18 protein-coding genes and 2 pseudogenes are annotated in these 16,717 nt (G+C 68.7%); 3 read left to right on the top strand and 17 right to left on the bottom strand.

The features are described 5' to 3' along the window. Window positions 1-103 precede the first annotated feature (103 nt). Window positions 104-352, bottom strand: a pseudogene (locus tag ACFUO4_RS38785) (transposase); the annotation flags it as partial. 204 nt (window positions 353-556) lie between these two features. On the opposite strand from ACFUO4_RS38785, the pseudogene ACFUO4_RS38790 reads away from it, so the two are divergent. Continuing rightward, window positions 557-1,210: pseudogene (locus tag ACFUO4_RS38790) on the top strand (HNH endonuclease family protein). A gap of 66 nt (window positions 1,211-1,276) precedes the next feature. Here ACFUO4_RS38790 and ACFUO4_RS38795 read toward each other — a convergent pair. Beyond that, entirely contained in the window at window positions 1,277-2,182 is a 906-nt protein-coding gene (locus ACFUO4_RS38795) for a hypothetical protein (protein WP_383493994.1), read from the bottom strand. A 593-nt stretch (window positions 2,183-2,775) separates the two neighbouring features. Here ACFUO4_RS38795 and ACFUO4_RS38800 point away from each other — a divergent pair. Next, window positions 2,776-4,413, top strand: coding sequence for a sigma-70 family RNA polymerase sigma factor (locus tag ACFUO4_RS38800; RefSeq protein WP_383493997.1), 1,638 nt, complete (start codon window positions 2,776-2,778; stop codon window positions 4,411-4,413). 294 nt (window positions 4,414-4,707) lie between these two features. On the opposite strand, the gene ACFUO4_RS38805 is transcribed toward ACFUO4_RS38800, so the two are convergent. The 13 genes from ACFUO4_RS38805 to ACFUO4_RS38865 all read right to left on the bottom strand — a co-directional run bounded on the left by ACFUO4_RS38805 (window position 4,708) and on the right by ACFUO4_RS38865 (window position 14,010). After that, entirely contained in the window at window positions 4,708-5,469 is a 762-nt protein-coding gene (locus ACFUO4_RS38805; protein WP_383494000.1) for a hypothetical protein, read from the bottom strand. Next, complete coding sequence (locus ACFUO4_RS38810) at window positions 5,456-6,370, bottom strand: sigma factor-like helix-turn-helix DNA-binding protein (RefSeq protein ID WP_383494002.1); 915 nt, start codon at window positions 6,368-6,370, stop codon at window positions 5,456-5,458. Before ACFUO4_RS38810 ends, ACFUO4_RS38805 begins: the two co-directional genes overlap by 14 nt. Continuing rightward, the gene (locus ACFUO4_RS38815) at window positions 6,367-6,606 is read right to left on the bottom strand and encodes a hypothetical protein (protein ID WP_383494005.1); all 240 of its coding nucleotides are present in this window, start codon (window positions 6,604-6,606) and stop codon (window positions 6,367-6,369) included. Before ACFUO4_RS38815 ends, ACFUO4_RS38810 begins: the two co-directional genes overlap by 4 nt. 492 nt (window positions 6,607-7,098) lie before the next feature. After that, window positions 7,099-8,106 carry an NAD(P)H-dependent glycerol-3-phosphate dehydrogenase gene (locus ACFUO4_RS38820; RefSeq protein WP_383494008.1) on the bottom strand — a complete coding sequence of 336 codons (1,008 nt, stop codon included), beginning with the start codon at window positions 8,104-8,106 and terminating at the stop codon, window positions 7,099-7,101. 34 nt (window positions 8,107-8,140) lie between these two features. Beyond that, window positions 8,141-8,938, bottom strand: coding sequence for a class I SAM-dependent methyltransferase (locus tag ACFUO4_RS38825; RefSeq protein ID WP_383494011.1), 798 nt, complete (start codon window positions 8,936-8,938; stop codon window positions 8,141-8,143). Continuing rightward, on the bottom strand, window positions 8,935-10,095 hold the full coding sequence (locus ACFUO4_RS38830) for a YcaO-like family protein (RefSeq protein WP_383494014.1): 1,161 nt from the start codon (window positions 10,093-10,095) through the stop codon (window positions 8,935-8,937). Before ACFUO4_RS38830 ends, ACFUO4_RS38825 begins: the two co-directional genes overlap by 4 nt. Beyond that, window positions 10,082-11,359: a TfuA-like protein gene (locus ACFUO4_RS38835; protein ID WP_383494019.1), complete on the bottom strand. Its 1,278-nt coding sequence runs from the start codon at window positions 11,357-11,359 to the stop codon at window positions 10,082-10,084. The genes ACFUO4_RS38830 and ACFUO4_RS38835 overlap by 14 nt, the downstream gene beginning before the upstream one ends. A 180-nt stretch (window positions 11,360-11,539) precedes the next feature. Continuing rightward, window positions 11,540-11,665 (bottom strand): hypothetical protein, encoded by a 126-nt coding sequence (locus tag ACFUO4_RS38840; protein WP_383494022.1) that lies wholly within the window; start codon window positions 11,663-11,665, stop codon window positions 11,540-11,542. A 228-nt stretch (window positions 11,666-11,893) separates the two neighbouring features. Then, window positions 11,894-12,019 carry a hypothetical protein gene (locus ACFUO4_RS38845; RefSeq protein ID WP_383494025.1) on the bottom strand — a complete coding sequence of 42 codons (126 nt, stop codon included), beginning with the start codon at window positions 12,017-12,019 and terminating at the stop codon, window positions 11,894-11,896. Beyond that, complete coding sequence (locus tag ACFUO4_RS38850) at window positions 12,016-12,660, bottom strand: GNAT family N-acetyltransferase (protein ID WP_383494028.1); 645 nt, start codon at window positions 12,658-12,660, stop codon at window positions 12,016-12,018. Before ACFUO4_RS38850 ends, ACFUO4_RS38845 begins: the two co-directional genes overlap by 4 nt. A gap of 36 nt (window positions 12,661-12,696) precedes the next feature. After that, entirely contained in the window at window positions 12,697-13,083 is a 387-nt protein-coding gene (locus ACFUO4_RS38855; RefSeq protein WP_383494031.1) for a DUF6415 family natural product biosynthesis protein, read from the bottom strand. After that, window positions 13,080-13,604 (bottom strand): ATP-binding protein, encoded by a 525-nt coding sequence (locus ACFUO4_RS38860; RefSeq protein WP_383494034.1) that lies wholly within the window; start codon window positions 13,602-13,604, stop codon window positions 13,080-13,082. The genes ACFUO4_RS38855 and ACFUO4_RS38860 overlap by 4 nt, the downstream gene beginning before the upstream one ends. Window positions 13,605-13,740: 136 nt before the next feature. Continuing rightward, on the bottom strand, window positions 13,741-14,010 hold the full coding sequence (locus tag ACFUO4_RS38865; protein WP_383494038.1) for a hypothetical protein: 270 nt from the start codon (window positions 14,008-14,010) through the stop codon (window positions 13,741-13,743). Between the two features lie 130 nt (window positions 14,011-14,140). Between ACFUO4_RS38865 and ACFUO4_RS38870 the strand changes: the two genes are divergently transcribed. Then, complete coding sequence (locus ACFUO4_RS38870; RefSeq protein ID WP_383494041.1) at window positions 14,141-14,902, top strand: GntR family transcriptional regulator; 762 nt, start codon at window positions 14,141-14,143, stop codon at window positions 14,900-14,902. A gap of 28 nt (window positions 14,903-14,930) precedes the next feature. Here ACFUO4_RS38870 and ACFUO4_RS38875 read toward each other — a convergent pair whose 3' ends face one another. Both ACFUO4_RS38875 and ACFUO4_RS38880 read right to left on the bottom strand, forming a co-directional pair. After that, on the bottom strand, window positions 14,931-15,320 hold the full coding sequence (locus ACFUO4_RS38875) for a hypothetical protein (RefSeq protein WP_383494045.1): 390 nt from the start codon (window positions 15,318-15,320) through the stop codon (window positions 14,931-14,933). Window positions 15,321-15,416: 96 nt separating this feature from the next. Then, the gene (locus tag ACFUO4_RS38880; protein WP_383494048.1) at window positions 15,417-16,634 is read right to left on the bottom strand and encodes a helix-turn-helix domain-containing protein; all 1,218 of its coding nucleotides are present in this window, start codon (window positions 16,632-16,634) and stop codon (window positions 15,417-15,419) included. Window positions 16,635-16,717: the final 83 nt, after the last annotated feature.

The following is a 16,717-nucleotide window of genomic DNA, read 5'->3' on the forward strand; positions in this document are numbered from 1 at the left end:
ACCCACGGCCTCGGCTGGTGCTTCCCCACGACTGCACCAACGAACCACCACACCGACAGTCACATGATCAACCGACTTCTGTTAGGACCTCTAAGACGGTGTCCTATGTGGTGAGGCGGACCAGTCGCTTGTAGCAGCACAGGGCTGCGGCAAGGCCGAGAAAGGCCAGGTAGTTGCGTGGGTGGCGCTCGTAACGGGGACTGAGTCTGCGATAGCCGGACAGCCAGGAGATCGTCCGCTCGATCACCCACCTGCGGCGGCCCAAGCGTTCGCTGGACTCGACGCCTTTGCGGGCGATGCGCACGCCGATGCGCTTGCCGCGTAACCATTTCCGCAGGTGGGGGATGTCATACTCGGCGCTGTGCTGGCGGCAGGGGCCGGTACGCCGTGGGTAGTACAGCACCACTGTACGGACCCAGGACTCCAACAGCTCACAGAGCCGGACGAGTGACGCCTGCGGTGTTCTCCGAAGGGGCCAGGACAGCATCCGCTACGAAGAACACAGCCTGTCCGTGATCTTCGAAAGGGTCCACTACTCGTGCTCCTCGCTCGCGCCCTGCACACTTCCGCCGCTGTACTGTCCGCGCTCACCGTCGTGCTCGCCCCCACCACCGCGCATGCCGCCGAACCCGGCGACACGGTGGCGCTGCCCGTACGCGACGCCCTCGCGGCTCTGCCCGCCCGGGACGAGGACCGCACCGGCTAAAGCCGGGACAAGTTCCGGCACTGGATCGACGCCGACCGCGACGGCTGCTCAACCCGCAACGAGGTCCTCATCGAGGAAGCCGTCACCGCGCCCACTGTTGGAGCGAACTGTGCACTGACCGGGGGCAGTTGGTACTCGCCCTACGACGACACCTACTTCACCGTCGCCCGCTCCCTGGACATCGACCACCTCGTGCCGCTCGCCGAGGCCTGGGACTCCGGCGCCTCCGCCTGGACGGCCAAGGAGCGCCAGGACTACGCCAACGACCTCGGTGACACCCGCGCGCTGATCGCGGTCTCCGCGGCCTCCAACCGCAGCAAGAGTGATCAGGACCCGGCCACCTGGCAGCCCCCTGCTGCTGGCTACCGCTGCACCTACGCCACCGACTGGATCACCATCAAGACCCGGTGGCAGCTGGCCATCGACACCGCCGAGCAGGCCGCGCTCACCGACATCCTCAACAGCTGCCCGAACAGCCCCGTCGAGGTCACCCTCGCCCGCTGAAGGGGGCGGCTGCCGTGCCGGGGCTGGCGCGTGGCGGAGTCGGGCTGGCCGAAGGTGCGGGGCCGGCTATGTCTCGTCCGCGTCTTCGGTGAGTTTGGTCAGTTCCCGGCTCGCCCGGTCCGCCATCCGGCGGGCGTTGTCGGCAGCCCGGGCAGCGTCTGCCACCGCGGTGACGGCGAGGCCCGCCGCCTCAGTCGCCTCGCGCAGTTCCTCACGGGCTCTTTGCAGTTGCTCCTCCAGCTCGGCCACCCGATCCCGCGCTCGTCCAGCACGGGCATCGGCGGCCTGCTTCGCGTCCTGCGCCTCCGTGAGGGCGTCCTGGCTACGCCGGGCCGCCGTCGCCGCCTCATCGGTGCGCGCTCGGGCCCGCTTCACTCGCTCGCGCCGCGCCTCCCCGCGCCGATCGGACTTGGTCGGCTGGGACTTCGTCCCGCGTGTCGGCGCGGATGCCGCAGCCGCTGGCGGCCGGTGGCGTTCCGGCAGAATCTCGGGGGTGACCGCGGTGAAGTCCACAGTTGCCGGCGGCGCTTTCGTCAGCCGGGCTGCCGCCCATTCCTCAGAAACCTGCGCATCAGCCAGGACAGCGTGCAGGATCTGCTCGACCTCGTGCCGCACCACCTCCGTCAACGGCAACCCGGCCTGCTGTGCGAGCTCGGCCGTCTCCCGCGCCAGCAAGGTGATCATCTGGTGCTGCCGACGGCTCGCCTGGCGCAACTGCCCGGCATCCAGCGTCCGATGCGCCTGACGCAGCGTCTCCCCCAGCTCCAGCAGCCGCCGCGCCTCCTCAGGGCGCCAGCGTAGGAACAGATTCGAGGCCCAGGCCGCGAGCGTGGGCCGCCGCAACCCGGCGATCCGGCTGGCCGCGGCCGCGTCCTTCGCCCGGCGGGCCTCCGCCACCCGCGCATCCCGGGCCGCGATGAACTCCTCTGGCCGTAGCCGGTACAGCGCTCTGGTGACCTTTTCAACGTCCACACCGCCACCCTGCGCCCTTGTGCCGTCCCCGGACTGGGGCGCGTCGCGGTATGCGGCCTTGTCACGCGGCATTCACTCGCGCAGTCGAAGACCTGCGCTATGCGGTGCCTTGGTTCCGGTCTGCCTTCGAGGCACTGCTGAGATGGGCTGGCCCGTGCATCGGCTGCTCGTGTCAGCGGCGCCTTTCCCGGTCCGGTCGCACGGCCCTGTGAGGCCTGCGGCACGCGATGCATCCCGTTGCAACTCGGGTGCTGCCGGTCGGTACCACGGTCTACGGCGTTGAGCGCCGGATCGCGTGATCAGAAATATGGGTGCGCCGAGTAAAGAGAATGCGCGGCTGGTCCCTCTTCAGGTGTGACGGCTGCCCTCACGGCGAGGGCGCGTAGGGCCGTGGCGCGAAGGAGGAGCGATGGATCTTACGACTCTGGTACTTGTGGTGCTGGGCTTCCTGCTGCCGAGTGTCGTGGAGCTTGTGCGCAGTATGGCGGATCGCAACCATGCAACAGCTCAGCGGATCCGTGCCTATGGGGAGGCGGAAGTGGTGCGGGCCCGGCTCGGCCGGGGCAAGTCTGCGGGGACGGGGCGGGGGCAGGATGTCTGAGCCGGTGGAGGGCCTGGCCCTCGAAGCGGTGTACGAGCGGCACTACGGGGAGATGGTCGGTTACGCCCGTCGACGGTTGCGTGAGTCCAGGGCAGCCCTCTCCCACGTGGATGCGGAAGACGTCGTCCAGGACGCTTTCGCGCAGGCCTACCGCAATCCACTGCATATCGTGCGGCCACGGGCCTACCTCTACAAGGTGATCAAGCATCGGCTGCTGGAACTCGAGGAGCGGGCCCAATTGGCCGACCGCACCGCCGAGTTACCCGCTCCATACGCGATGGGCAGCGTGGAGGAAGTGGCCGTCGCGATCTGCGATGTCCAGCGTGCGTTGGCACAGTTGCCCGTTCAGCAGAGAACAGCGGTGTATGCGGCAAAGGCCTGGGGGTTCACCCAGCATGAGGTCGCCGAGGTGATGGGAAAGCGCCCGGGGACCGTCGGCGTCCATATCGCCCGGGGAGTGCAGGTACTGCGGGCCGCGCTGATGACCACCGCGAGCGTCGCCGCCGTAGTCGTGTGTATCGGCGCCGCAGCGGGTCTGCGCCGCATCAACGCCGCCTCCCGGGGACGGACGCCGCTGCCTGCCTCCGACGATGTCCGGGCCTGGCTCTGGCTCGTTCCGTTGACCGTTGTGGCACCGGCCGTCGGGTACATAGTCTTCGAATCGCCCTGGACACGCTGGTCCCGGGCGAATTCAGTGGCCCGGCGCCCTGATGTCACGGCCGTCGGGACGCTGCTCCTGCACCTGCCGAACCTGCTGTGCAGTATGGCTGTCCTGGGCGTCGCTGGGGCCTTCCTGGGACGGTATTGGGTCATGGTGATCCTGATCTGGCTGGCTAGCGGTGCCTTGGTCTTTCACCGACCCACCGAACGTGCCATCGCCCGATACCTCATGCGTCTGCGGCAGCCCACTGCCCAGGAGATGGCCCGCATCGAGCCTGCGTGGCGCGAGGTCCTCGCCCGCGCCGGCCTGGAACGCCGCAGGTACGAGCTGTGGGTCGAGGACAGCGATCGGCCCAACGGTGTCTCCACCGCCGGCCATCTGGTGGGGGTCACCCGCTTTGCCGTGGAACGGCTGCCCGAGCACGAGCTGGCCGCCGTCCTCGCACATGAGTTGGGACATCACATCGGCGGTCATGCCTGGGCCACGCTGCTCGGCTACTGGTACGCCCTGCCCGGCCGAATGGTATGGATCATCGTGCGCACCGTTGCCAACGTCCTGTTCGTGGTGGCCCGTGTGTTCAGCATCCTCGGTACGGCGCTGGTCACACTGTTGTTCGGCGCTCTCCTTGTCGGCCTGGCGCTCGCGTCCTACGGGCTGCCGCTGATCATACTGCTGGTTCCGTATGGACTCGCCTACGTCGGGCGTCAGGCCGAACTCCGCGCTGACCGCTACGCAACCCAACTCGGCTTCGGCCCCTCGCTGGCCCAGCTCCTCACGCGGCTGCACCATCAAGAGCAGCAAGCGGGTCCGGCCCCCGTGCCCAGCACCAGCACCAGCACCAGCACCAGCACCAGCACCAGCACCAGTCGGAGGCGACGCCACCAGCTCCTTTCCACCCACCCCGACTACGCCACGCGCTTGAACGCACTGGAGCCGTACCGGCTCCCCGCAACGACCTCCAACACATGAGACCTGGCCGTGCGACACCCCCTACGGTCGGACAAGCGGCCGACTCGCAACGGGTAGGCCTGGGGCGTCTATCCATGTGAAAGGACAGGGAGCCGCGGATGCCGGGAGACGGGCCCAACAGCGAGCGCCAGGGAGCCGTACGGCCGTAGACCCGGAGCTGGTACCGGTGCGCGCGATCAGCGCTTCTTCACTGGCTTGTGTTGGGGGCCTTCGGTTGACCTGAGGGCATTTGTCACGGGTGTCGGCAACCCGCACCGGCGCAGGCGGGAATACTTGTGGCTGCCCGGTGTTCGGCTACTCCTGGTCCGGTGTCGTGGGTTTCGGACGTGGTCTCGAGGAGCGTCGGCCTGGCAGGCGGGGTGCGGCCCGGCGTGCTCTTTGCTTTGCGAACGCGTTAGCGGCTGCGGCCGCCGCGAGCAGGATGCCGAGTTGCTCGGCGAAGTCCTCCGGGGGCAGAGGCATGTCGAAGTCCGGGTGGTCGAGGTAGCCCAGGGCGACTGCTGCAGGAACGTAGTGCATGACGGCGTCGGCGACTTCGGTGCGGGGTCGGGTGGTGGCGTCGAGCTGGGTGAGAACGCGCAGGACAGTGGGGAAGCTGTCGTCGTAGTCGGGGACGTGCGGATCAGGCTCATCGGTGTCCTCGTCGATGTGGCTTTGGTGCAGCCACCAGTCGGCGGCGTCGGTGTCGCCGTGACCGAGGTGCTGCAGGTAAAGGCAGTAGGGGGCGAGGTCGTCGCCAGCGCCGGCGGCGTACTGCCACCAGGAGCGGGCGCTGTCCTGGTCGTCCGCCAACTGCAGGGCGCAGCCGAGCACCCGGGCCGCAGGGGGTTCGGGCAGGTGCTCGGTGATGAATGCCTGCAGCAGAGCGGGGGTGGTGTGGGCAAGGACGGTCTCGCACAGGGTCTTCAACTCACCTGCCGCTCGTTCCTGTTCGGGATCTGCACTGAGGACGGGCAGCGCCGGCAGCAAGGTGGCGGTCGTGGGGACGATGTCACGGGGGACGACGCGGTGGTCGAGGAGACGAGCACGGGCGAGGAGTTGGTCAATGGGGGTCATGCGGTATGTCTCCCGGGGCGTGCTGGGGGCCAAGAGCGGTGGTCAGGGATTTGCGGGCGTAGCGGTCGGTGGAGTGGACCGCGGCGATCGGGGTGCCGAGGACGTCGGCGACGGCGGCGTGGTCCAGGCCGAGGAGGTGGGTGAGGACCATGACGTCAAGCTGAGGGGCGGGCAGTCGGCTGATCGCTCTGAACAGGGCGAGGGATTCGGCGATCTGGCGGAAGCGGGCGTCGTCGTCGGTGAGGTGGCTCAGCGCGATGGTGTTGAAGGCGGCGTGCGTGAGTTCGGGGTGGCCGTCTTCGCTGTGGTAGGCGCGGTCCATGACCCGTTCGCGCAGCACGGGCCAGGCGAAGGCGACAACGTCGGAGCTGGCCAGTGCTTCGTGCCAGCGCAGCCACAGCAGGTCGAAGGTTTCCTGAACCGCTTCGAAGGCTTCCGGGTCCTCGAGGAAGACCCTCGCGTAGGCGGTGTAGGCGTCGCGGTTGAGGTCGGTGAATGCCTGGTGCTCCAGCGGCGGTTCTACGGGGCCGGTGGACAGAGCGACTTTCTGTATGCAGCCGTCGATCCAGTCAGGCTTCTTATGCGCTTCCAGGGCCGCGGCCATCCACAGTCGGCGCATGGGCCAGGTCGGGATCTCCAGTACCTGCAGCAGCCCGTGGGTGATCTCCCAGCGCGGGTACAAGCCCGCCCCGCGCAGCAGTTCGGAGATCTTCGACTTGGCCCAGCCGGAGCGCTCGCTGAGGTCGCTGATGGTCAGGCCGCTGGCCAGGAACCTCGCGCGTAAGGGCTCGAGCCAGGCCCGGTGGGTGGGACCGACCCCGTCCGAGATCGGCCCGAGTTTGCGGCCCGGCCGGCCGCTTTGGCCCCCGTCGGGCTGTGGGGGCACCGGTGGTGCGCTCACCCGGCGCGCTCCTCGTCCCCGCCCTCAGCGGCGGGTTCCAAGCCCGCGGCACCGGAGCCGGTCCGGGAACGGCGCGGCTCGCCACCAGCCAGCACGACGCCTACCTGTTCCACCATCAAGATCACTGAGGGGACGACGGCGGCGACCGCCGTAGTCTGCCCGAACACGGCCATCACCGCGCTCCACGCGGAGACCGTCACCAACGCGATGACGGCCCACACCTGCCTTCTGGACATCGAAGAGCCTTCCCACGTACCCGTTTGTGTACCTGTCCGGAACAGCTCCTCTGCGCGGTGCCGGCCGCGGTGTCGAGGAACCGGAGGCCAGCATGGAGCGCGATCAACCGGTCACGCCACGTGATCACGGAATCGCGGAACAATGCGCCGGGAGCCCCTGGGGGCGCACGCCAGCTTCCGTGCGCCCCGGCGCACGGGAGCGTCAGGCTTTCGGGGTGAAGTTCCCGGATTCGGCTGCGCCCGGCCGCGGAGTGCTCATCATGTAAACAACGGCGCCTTCGGCTGCCGTAGCCCTTCCCGTCCGGAAGGCGTGCCCCTCGTGCCGGCATTTCGAGAGGGGCGTGCCGCTCCCGTTCCCGCACCTCGGCGGGCCGGGAGCGGCCAGCGGCCCCTCTCGCCACATCAGGAGGCGGACCCGCTCTTGGTCACAAAACGCGCACGGGCTCCTGGGAACCAAGGTGTGCACCCCCGCCGCAGGGTGGCCTGTTGGGTTCAGGACTGGTAGCGCTCGGGCTTGGGGGCGCGTGCCAGGAGGCGGGATGCGGCGTCCTGGACGGTGAGCTGGTCGTTGATGACGCCGACGACGACCTCGGTGATGGGCATTTCGACGCCGTGGGCGCGGGCCAGATCGAGGATGGCCTGGCTGGACTTGACGCCCTCAGCTGTCTGGCCGGTGGCGGTGGTGGCTTCGGCGACGGTCAGGCCGCGGCCGAGGTGTTCACCGAAGGTGCGGTTGCGTGAGAGCGGCGAGGAGCAGGTGGCCTGCAGATCGCCGACGCCGGAAAGGCCAGCGAACGTGAGGGGTTCGGCGCCCAGGGCCGTACCGAGGCGGGCCGTCTCGGCGAGACCGCGGGTGATGAGCACCGCGCGGGCGTTGTCGCCGAGCCCCAGGCCGGTGGCGAGGCCGACGGCGAGGGCAATGACGTTCTTCACGGTGCCGCCGAGTTCGCAGCCGATGACGTCGGTGTCGGTGTAGGGGCGGAAGTACGGGGTGAGGCAGACGGCCTGCAGCGTCTTCGCGGCGGTCTCGTCGGGGCAGGCGATGACGGACGCGGCCGGCTGACGGGCGGCGATCTCGCGGGCCAGGTTGGGGCCGGACAGGACGGCGACCCGCTCGGCGGGGATGCCGACGGCCTCCACGATGACCTGACTCATCCGCAGCCCGGTGTGGGTTTCGATCCCCTTCATGAGGCTGACCACGACGGCGTCGGCCGGGATGAGGGGGGCCCAAGCAGTCAGGTTGGTGCGCAGCGTCTGGGCGGGGATGGACACGATGACGTGCTGGGCGCCGTTCAGGGCGTCGGCCGGGTCGGTGGTGGCGCGGATCGCGGCGGGCAGGGTGATGCCGGGCAGGTAGGCGGGGTTCTCGTGCCGGGTGTTGATCGCGTCGGCGATCTCGCTGCGTCGGGCGTGGAGGGTGACGGTGTTGCCGGCGTCGGCCAGCACCATCGCCATGGTCGTGCCCCAAGAGCCGGCGGACAGCACCGCGACCTTGTTCATCTGGCGTTTCCTCTTTCAGTGATCTCGGGTGAGCCTATGCCCTAGTTCGCGTGCGGCGACTGGGCGCGGGGCGGCGGAGGGTGACGATGACGGCTCGGCGGGTAGCAAGCCTAGGCTGCATGCGGTGAGCTTCGGCCAGCATGTTGGCGGCCTGGTCGGGGCCGAGTTCCAGACGTAAGCGGTCCTCGTTCACCCTCCATAGCTGATAGACCCGGTGCCACAGGTCGGGTTCACCGTGGCGGGTGTCGATGTGTTCGACCGTCAGCCCGGCTGCGCGGGCCTGTGCTCTGACCTCAGTGCGGCCGCCGGCAGGCAGGGTGCGCGTCAGCACGGCGCGGCCGCCGGGGGCGAGGACCCGGTGGAACTCGGTCAGGGCCGCAATCCGGTCGGCGGCATTGAACAGTGCGTCGATGCAGATCAGCCCGTGGGCGCAGGCGTCGGGCAGGCCGGTGGTCTCCAGGCTGCCGACAGTGAAGTGCGCCCGTTCATCGCCGACGAAGTCCGCGCGACGTTCGATGGCGAGGCGCACGGCTTTGGCGGAGACGTCGATCCCGACGAGCCGTGTGTTCAGTGCGCGGGCCAGCCATAGGCCGACGCCGCCGGTGCCGCAGCCGATGTCCGCCAGGAGCTGGCCGGGGCGGAGTTTGAGGCGGCTGGTCAGGGTGCCGAGCAGGGGCCAGTCGCAGGAGCTGTAGGGGGCGACTTCGGCCGGGTAGGCATCCCCCATGGCGCGTGCGTACAGCTCGGAGACGAGGGGGCTTTCGGCGCGGGCGGCGTGGAAGGCGTCGTAGTGGCCGGCCTGCTCCAACTCGCGATCGGTGAGGTGGGTCATCGGGGGATGTCCCTTCGGGTACGGGAGCGGGTGCCGGGTGCGACGACCTTGACAGCTGCGAAGGGGGCGTCGGGGGCGGAGAGGGTGACGGCGACGGGCTCGTAGCCGGTCGTCTTGTGCAGGCGTTCGGCGAGCGCCTGCACAAGTTCGGTGAAGGTGGCCGCCGTGGGTGGTCGGCAGGTCCTGAGCTGACCGTCCCAGCTGGCCGGTGTCTGCCGGGGGCTCGCAGGAGCGGGTTGGGGGGCGGCGAATGCGTCGTTGTGGCCGGGCAGGTCGTCGCGGGTGCCCGAGATCGAGGTGAGGCGGGACTGTGCGGCCTCGGTGATGGCGCGGCTGAGCGCGATGTGCGGGTCACTGTGGCAGCCGGTGCCGGCGAACCAGACCGGGTAGTCCTGGGACCACAGGTAAGCTAGGCAGACGGGCAGCGCGAAGGCGTTGTCGACGACGTACAGCTCGAGGCTGGTGCCACTGGCGTGGATACGTTCGGTGAGTTGGCGGACGTAAGGGTCGTCGACACTGTCCGCGTCGATGAGTCTGCGTAGGGTGCCGCCGGTGTTCTCGTCGACGTGCAGAGCATGCCTCTCGATCACCTCGAGCAGGGCATGGACCAACGCCTCGTCATGGGTGTTGCCGCAGGCAAGGCCGGTGCTGGTACACCGCCACAGCGCCGGCGTCCACATCGGTTGAGGAGCTCGAAAGACCACCCCCGCCGGAACCAGCAGCGAGCGGTCTGTCAGCAAGCCAACCCCTTGTGTCCACTGTTGCGGAAGGCGGTTGAGGGCTGCCACTTCCGACAACGTCTGGGGCGCGAGGCGCAGCGGAAGGGTCTCCAGCGGGTAGTCGACATGCACTGCGAAGGCGGGGCCGTCGAAGTCGACCTGCGGGGGCTGCTCGGCATGGTGGAGCTCCACGGCCTCCATCACCGCCGAGATCGCAGCGAGTTGATGCGTGGCCCCCTTGCCTTGAGAGACGGTCAGCGTATGGGCGACGGGGCGGTGCGCGGCCCAGACCGGCAGGCCGAGATGGTCCAGCCCGGTCAGATCGGCGACGCGGGTGATCCCGTAGGCCGGCAGCCGCGGCACCAGCACACTCCAGGTCGCTTCGGGGTCGCACGCCCGCACGGTGCCGTCGAACGCCAGCAGGTCAGTGGCGGACATCAGTGGTCGCCTCCGTGACATCAGTGACCGGCTGCTCCCGGTCACGCAGAAAGCCGGCTGTGAAGACCTTCATGGCCGTCACGGCCTCAGCCAGGCCTCGAAATCCCCGGGCCACGGCCTCTTCTTCCAGACCTGTGTCCGGCCCCCTCCAGATTTGCTGAAGGACGCGGATCGCGTACTCGTCCCTGACCGTTTCGGGCGTGTAGAAGGGCAGCTCTCGGCGGGCGTCGTGGTTGGCAGCGAGGTAGCGGGCCACAGCCCGACGGTCCAGATCCGTCTCGTGGGCCAGGAGCCGCTCGACGGTGCCGGAATCCCGCAGGTCGACCGGCACCTTGAACACCGTGTGGGCCGCGGGCGGGCCGGCTTCCTGACCGGTGAGACGGAACATGCGCTCAGCCAGCGGCATCCCCCGGCTGCCGTCGGACGGTCGGCGGGAGAGGTGGTCGAGATGCCACTGCCACAGCCCGCGAAAGTCCGGGTCGAACAGCTGCTGATAGGCGACACGCAGGCCGGTCGGCAGCATCAGACCGTCGACGTACTCGGTCGCGAAAGCGTTGTACCAGCGGCGGAAGTACACGCTGTCGGTGTACGACGCTGAGGGGACAGGTCCGCACGGATCCGGTCCGTTCAGAGCGACGCGGATGGCGCTGAGCGCGTCGGAGCGCTTGATGTCGCCGAAGTGCAGGTCGCTGCTGCGTCGTTCGCCGAGCCAGTCGGCGAAGGCGGTGGCGTTCTGGTCGCGGCAGACGGCGCGGATCGCGGCGTAGGTGCGCTGCGGGTAGTAGACCGCATGCAGAGCCTCGAGCACCGCCGCGGCTTGGGAGCCAGTGAGGATCCCATTCCTGACGGCGAGGTTGATGATGTAGCGGCAGTTCACCATCGGCCAGGTCAACGCCCGGCCCGTCATCGGGTCCTGGCCGACGGCGACTTCGTCGTCGCCGACGAGCTCCAGGTTGCGGTAGGAGCGGTAGACGTTGCCCACACCACCCATGCCATACGGCCACAGCTCAGCAGCCCGTAGGGCGCCAAGACTGGCGGCTCCGATGACACGCACCCCGCGAGCCAAGACGGCAAGGATCTCCTTGTGCCGCAGGGCGGCGGCTTGGTGGTAGAGGCCGTCGATGAGGACGACGGTGTCGGTGTCCGCGATCGCCGCATCGAACAGATCGCCATGTCGGACGGGTGGTCGGCGGCGCACGGTCCGGTGGACGAGCAGGGTCTCATCCGGGGGAAGGGTGGGGCCGACGAATACGTGAATGGTCATGGCTCTCAAGGGCCCAGGGTTGAGGACGAATAGGTGGGAGGGGGGAAGTGCCCCTCAACGCACGGGCGTTGAGGGGCACCGCTCGTGGCGTGGTGACCGTCCCGGAGGGACGCAGCGTGATCCGGGTGCCGGTCACCTCACCGGGTCAGGAACTGGATCACGTTGGTGCCACGGGCCCGGTCAGGGGCCCTCGTCCTCGACGTCCTCGATCCGCACGGTGCCGGATGGCACGGCGATGTCGGCGAGACGCACGGTCGTGGTCTGCTGGGCCGCGGCTGCGGTCTCGGACTTCGACAGGTTCTCCATGACAATCCCTCCCTTCTTTCCTCGGTATTGCGGCCCGGGCGGTTGCCCGGTGCCGGTGGTCGCACCGCGCCCTGTGGGTGCGGCGGTGGTGCCCGGGCCTCGCCGGTGGTGCTGGCTGAGGCCGGCTTCCCGTCCGCCGGAACGGGAAGGAGGAGACCCGGCGCCGTGCCGCACTCCGGGGGGATGTGAGTACCGCCCGGCGCCGGGAGATCGGAGGCCGACGAGGTGTCAGCCGGTTCGCAGGCCTTGCAGCAGGGCGAGGCCGAAGGCGCCGACGGCGAGGGCCACCAGTGCCATGGGAATCGCGGTGTCGGCGAGTCGGCTGCGCGACTGTCGTCTTGGTGGCGCGCTCATGTGCGGCTGCCCCGGTGCTCGTCGAGGAGGCGCTCGTCCTCCGTACGGGCCTGGACCGGCATCTGCACGGCCGCGGCGGGTAGCGGAGTGCTGGTGCCGAGGATCGGGTCCACTCCCCTAATCAGGGCGGACAGTCCTCGCTGGCGATGCGGGGCGTGCTGCATCTGGCTGCAGCGCCGTCCCGCGCCGTCGTGCGTGACGCGGACTTCCTCCCAGCCCAGCTGGTCACGGAAGTAGGCGGCGAGTGGGGTACCGGGCACCGTGGCGCGTACCCAGTGCAGGCGAGTGCCCGGGCGGCGGGCAGCAAAGTCGAGCGCCCACAGGGTGATCCGGCGAGTGAGACCGTTGCCCTGCTGATCGGGATGGGTGTGCAGCGCGGACAGGCCCAGGGACGGCTCGGCGCGCTCGCTCGGCGTCCATCCGAAGGGCAGGGCGGCGTGCAGGACAACGCAGCCGACGACGGCGCTGTCCTCTGTGAGCAGCATGAGCACCATGTCGTCGTCGGGATCGTCGATCAGGAGACGGACGGCGATGCTGTCCGCGGGTGCCAGGCCGTTTCGGCTGGCGCACCTGTTGTGTGCGCTGAGCAGGTCCCGGACAGCAAGGGTGTCTCCTTCGGCGGCCGGGCGCATCTCGTACATGAACGTCTCATCTCGTGCGGAGTCTGAGGAAGCCGGTCAGGGGGTGCAGTGCGTGGGCGCCGCGCCCGCGAGGTGGCGGTGCAAGTCGCGACAGCAGTACGCGAGAGGCACAACCGCGGCAGTGCCACGCGCCGTGTAGATCGGCGGACTAGCGAGGAGGTGTTCGGCCTCGGCAAGGCTGCGCCGCCCTCGAACACGGACGCTTTCGTCCTGCTTCACGTGATCCAGGGCCTCGGTCATCTCGAGCACGAGCAGGGCGAGATGGCCCCGCAGAAGCAGCGCAAGAAGTGCAGCCTCATCCCGGTCCGGCAGCTGCGCCTGCGCGTCGAGGACACGCTCGACGGCGGCTGCGGCCAGTTCCGTATCGATGGGAAGAGCCCGTAGCGCGGCGGTCTCGCGCTCCCAAGCAAGGGCAAGCTTCATAACCGGCTCCTTGTCTCGTCTGGCCGGTCTTCGTGGCCCCGAGCCGTTTCACCGTCAGAGGGGTGGTCGATTTCGAACCAGACCGTTTTGCCGACCCCGGTGTGCTCCACACCCCAGCGAGAAGCCATCTCCTGAACCATCAGCAGGCCCCGCCCCGACTCGTCGTGCTCACTCGGCGAAGTCCTGGGCAAGGCCTGCTGGTTGGCGTCCGTGGTTTCCACACGCACCGCCGCTCCGGTCCACCGCACCGTCACCCTGCTCATCGTCTGAGCGTGGACAACGGCGTTGGCGAGGATTTCGGCCGTACAACTCTCCAGTCGGTCCAGCTCTGCCTCAGACAGGGGGAGATCGCCCTCGGCGCAAGCCGCGCGCAGCTGCTTCCTCACCCGGGATGCCTCGCCGAGGGAAGGCGGCACGTACGTGACGAGTGCTTGAGCGGTGGAGAGACCTAACTGTGCGCCTGCAATCGCCCTCGTGGGCGTTTGGCATGGGCCCTCAGGGGTGCTGGGCGATGCCGTCATGCCAGGACGGGAAGACTGGGTCACCGGATGCCTCCGCAGTTGAAAATCGCTAGCTCAACGTCGACTGCGCTGCAGGTAGCACCTGCGGGCAGCGCCTGACACGCGCAGCCCTGATTGGCGGCTTTGGCGGTGACGGTCACCACTGGTTCTCCCTCTCGTCGGCGCTTTCGTAATCGACTTCCGCCCAGATCCGGGAGGTCCCGTTCTTCTCCAGGCGGTGGCCGAATCGGTCGGCCGTCACGTAGAGGAAGGTGAGTAGATCGAGGCGGGCGCTCTCACCGAGCGAGTCGGGCACGGTGGCCTCGATACGCGTCCGTCCCTGGGACTCGTCCTCCGTCGGAGCTTCGCCGAACACGGCGGTGAGCATGGAGGCGATCGCGGTGGCCTGGGCCTTTGGCGAGCTCACAGATCTCCCCCTGCACACAATTCATCACCTAACGTAGTTCTAATGCATTAGCTTGAACCTGATGCATTAACTTGTCAATTGGGATGGCGAAACGTGCCATTCCGCGAGCCGACCAGTACGGAGTCCTCGCATGGGCCACGACGAGCCGCCGCAGCACCAGGTGGTCGCCAACGACCTGCGCCGCCGAATCACCAACGGCGAGTGGGAGGTGGGCGCGAAGCTTCCGTCGCGCGCCCGGCTCGCGACGGAGTACCGCGTCGGCGCCAACGTGCTGCAGAAGGCACAGGAACGCCTGATCATCGAAGGCCTGTTGGAAGGCCGTGCCGGGTCCGGGACCTACGTGGCTGCACCCCGCGAGCGCCGGCGGATGGTCCGCGCACGACATCGGGAGCAACGCGGTGGCAGCCCCTTCCGCGGCGACATGGCGGAGATCGGCCGCTCCGGCACATGGGAGGCACACTCGGAGGCCCGCACTCCGGCCCCGGACGGGATCGCCCTCCGCCTCGGGATCGACACGGGTGAGCTGTGCGTCCGGACCGAATACGAGTTCCTCGCCGACAACCAGCCCGCTCAACTCTCTGTTAGCTGGGAACCGATGTCGATCACTGGGGAAACCCCGATTGTTCTGCCCGAGATGGGGCCGCTGGCCGGCTTGGGCGTCGTCGAGCGGATGCGGTCCATCGGCATGGAGGTCACCACGTGCGTGGAGGTGCCGCGTCCCTCCCGGGCCAGCCAGGCGCAGGCCAACCTGCTCGGCATCGGTCTCGGTGACCCGGTCCTCGTCATCGAGCGGACGTACTACACCGGCGAGGGCCGCGCGGTGGAGACGGCTGACATCACGGTGCCTGACGCCCGCTGGGAGGTGGCCTACGAGTTCGGTATCGACGCCTAGGGCCGGTGCGCGTTTCGCCACCGTCCCATCACCGCCCTCCCGCAAGGCCACCGGGCCTTCCGACAGCTGTCGCTAATGCGCGCCGCAGCTCGCAGACGCGGGTCAGGCCGTGGCCGAGTTGGATCAGCCAGTAGGGCCCGGGCGGTGTGGCCTTGCCTTCTGGCGGCAGCGTCCAGTCCAAGTCGCCGAACGCCACGCGCTGCGGCAGTCGCCAGCAGGCTGTGCTGCCGGAAGGGACAAGGAAGTACAGCGCGGGACGGGACGGATGCGGGTCGACGACGACCGCTCCGGGCTGGGTGAGATTCTCTAGGGCTCGCAGGGCGAGGAAGCGGGCAACCATGATGACGTCCCACTCGTCGCCCGCACACACGAGCTGTGCGCCGCCCGTGCTTGCCCGCCCCGTCACCGTGGTGACCATTCGCCATCCGCCCTTCGCCGAGGTGGGCGTGAACTTACGGCCACTTCGGCAGGGCAGAGCGAACTGAGAGTTCGGCAGAACTGTCAGTTCGGTGGGTCAGGCCAGCTGAAGGCGCTCGGCCAGTGCGTTGACCTGGGTACGGAAGGTTGGCCGGACGCGCCTCCGCAGACCCAGGACTATGTCCCGGGCGAGCGGGCTGCGGGCCAGATCCTCGGGAGCCAGGTCCTCCAGGCTGAGCAGATGGACGAGGACGGCGGCGTCCTCACGGCGCAGATCGTGGCAGCGGGCTACTTCCAGTCCGAATGTGAACTGGCGCTCTCTACTGGGCAGTTGACTGATGTCTACCTGGTCGGCCACGCGAAGCCCCTCGGCTGCCTCCCCGGCGAGCATTTCAATGCTCATGGCGTGGAGGGACACATTGGTGGGGCCAAAGACCGTCCAGTGCGCGTTTCCCTCCCCCACGCGCCGGGCCAGGGAAGCAGCACGCTCCTCCAGACGGCGCCGCGCCTCCCACCAGTTCCGCAGGCGGGCGTCGGCTACCACGGCCACCAATTCGAGGGCACCTTCCATCGCACACGCCTCTGAGCTCTTTGGAGCTCGACGCAGTTGCTCCGCGGCCAGCAGTGCAATCCCCTTGGCCTCTTCAACGGCACCGGGTTCATCATGAGAAAGCAGAACGTGGCCGAAGTTCCACGCCGCAGCCGCGATACGGACGGGGTCGTCAGCGTCCTCGGCGGCACGCATCGCGCGGTCGGCGACCATCAGGGCGAGGTCGAGGCGGCCTGTACGCCGACAGTACGAGCGCAGCAGACCGTACAAGTCGGCGGCCACTCGCAGAACTTCTCGCCGTACCGTTGCATCGCCCTCTCCGCGATGCGCGCGCACTGCGTGCTCCACATCTGCAATGAGGGCGGGCAGGATGTCAGCCGCCTTGGTGAACCGGTCCTTCGAGGCCTGCCAGATGCGCCACGCCTGCTCGACACGTTCGCGAAGCAGCACCGCACTGGCCGGGGCACCACTTGGGCCGGGTACAGCACCCGTGAGGACACGCGCCACATCCGGCGCCGCGCCGCTCGGCGCGGCTGTCTCTTCAACCGGTTCCTCGCTCAGCAGGGCGCCGACAGGCGCATCCAACTCGGCGGCGATGCGGCACAACACGTTGGCGGAGGGCACCTTGGTCCCAGCCTCGATCAGGTGCCAATAGCGCTCAGAAATGCCGCACAGGCCAGCCAGCACAGCGACGGATCGGTTGCCTCCCTGGCGATACTGCTTGATCCTCAGGCCGATTGGTGGACGCGGGGCGGGTAACGTCATGCCGACCCCCTTTCCTGGGCACTTCTCGTAACGTCAGCGTAGGGCCAAGCCGGGCAGCAGACGGCTGGTCCGCACAAATCTGC

Source organism: Streptomyces sp. NPDC057280, assembly GCF_042668605.1.
Lineage (GTDB): Bacteria > Actinomycetota > Actinomycetes > Streptomycetales > Streptomycetaceae > Streptomyces.

What these genes read in the sequence shown, in the direction of transcription:
- ACFUO4_RS38800 (WP_383493997.1), top strand. Translation starts at nt 2,776, where the DNA reads ATGTCTGAGCCGGTGGAGGGCCTGGCCCTCGAAGCGGTGTACGAGCGG.
- ACFUO4_RS38805 (WP_383494000.1), bottom strand. Translation starts at nt 5,469, where the DNA reads ATGACCCCCATTGACCAACTCCTCGCCCGTGCTCGTCTCCTCGACCAC.
- ACFUO4_RS38815 (WP_383494005.1), bottom strand. Translation starts at nt 6,606, where the DNA reads ATGTCCAGAAGGCAGGTGTGGGCCGTCATCGCGTTGGTGACGGTCTCC.
- ACFUO4_RS38820 (WP_383494008.1), bottom strand. Translation starts at nt 8,106, where the DNA reads ATGAACAAGGTCGCGGTGCTGTCCGCCGGCTCTTGGGGCACGACCATG.
- ACFUO4_RS38825 (WP_383494011.1), bottom strand. Translation starts at nt 8,938, where the DNA reads ATGACCCACCTCACCGATCGCGAGTTGGAGCAGGCCGGCCACTACGAC.
- ACFUO4_RS38830 (WP_383494014.1), bottom strand. Translation starts at nt 10,095, where the DNA reads ATGTCCGCCACTGACCTGCTGGCGTTCGACGGCACCGTGCGGGCGTGC.
- ACFUO4_RS38835 (WP_383494019.1), bottom strand. Translation starts at nt 11,359, where the DNA reads ATGACCATTCACGTATTCGTCGGCCCCACCCTTCCCCCGGATGAGACC.
- ACFUO4_RS38840 (WP_383494022.1), bottom strand. Translation starts at nt 11,665, where the DNA reads ATGGAGAACCTGTCGAAGTCCGAGACCGCAGCCGCGGCCCAGCAGACC.
- ACFUO4_RS38845 (WP_383494025.1), bottom strand. Translation starts at nt 12,019, where the DNA reads ATGAGCGCGCCACCAAGACGACAGTCGCGCAGCCGACTCGCCGACACC.
- ACFUO4_RS38850 (WP_383494028.1), bottom strand. Translation starts at nt 12,660, where the DNA reads ATGTACGAGATGCGCCCGGCCGCCGAAGGAGACACCCTTGCTGTCCGG.
- ACFUO4_RS38855 (WP_383494031.1), bottom strand. Translation starts at nt 13,083, where the DNA reads ATGAAGCTTGCCCTTGCTTGGGAGCGCGAGACCGCCGCGCTACGGGCT.
- ACFUO4_RS38860 (WP_383494034.1), bottom strand. Translation starts at nt 13,604, where the DNA reads ATGACGGCATCGCCCAGCACCCCTGAGGGCCCATGCCAAACGCCCACG.
- ACFUO4_RS38870 (WP_383494041.1), top strand. Translation starts at nt 14,141, where the DNA reads ATGGGCCACGACGAGCCGCCGCAGCACCAGGTGGTCGCCAACGACCTG.
- ACFUO4_RS38875 (WP_383494045.1), bottom strand. Translation starts at nt 15,320, where the DNA reads ATGGTCACCACGGTGACGGGGCGGGCAAGCACGGGCGGCGCACAGCTC.
- ACFUO4_RS38880 (WP_383494048.1), bottom strand. Translation starts at nt 16,634, where the DNA reads ATGACGTTACCCGCCCCGCGTCCACCAATCGGCCTGAGGATCAAGCAG.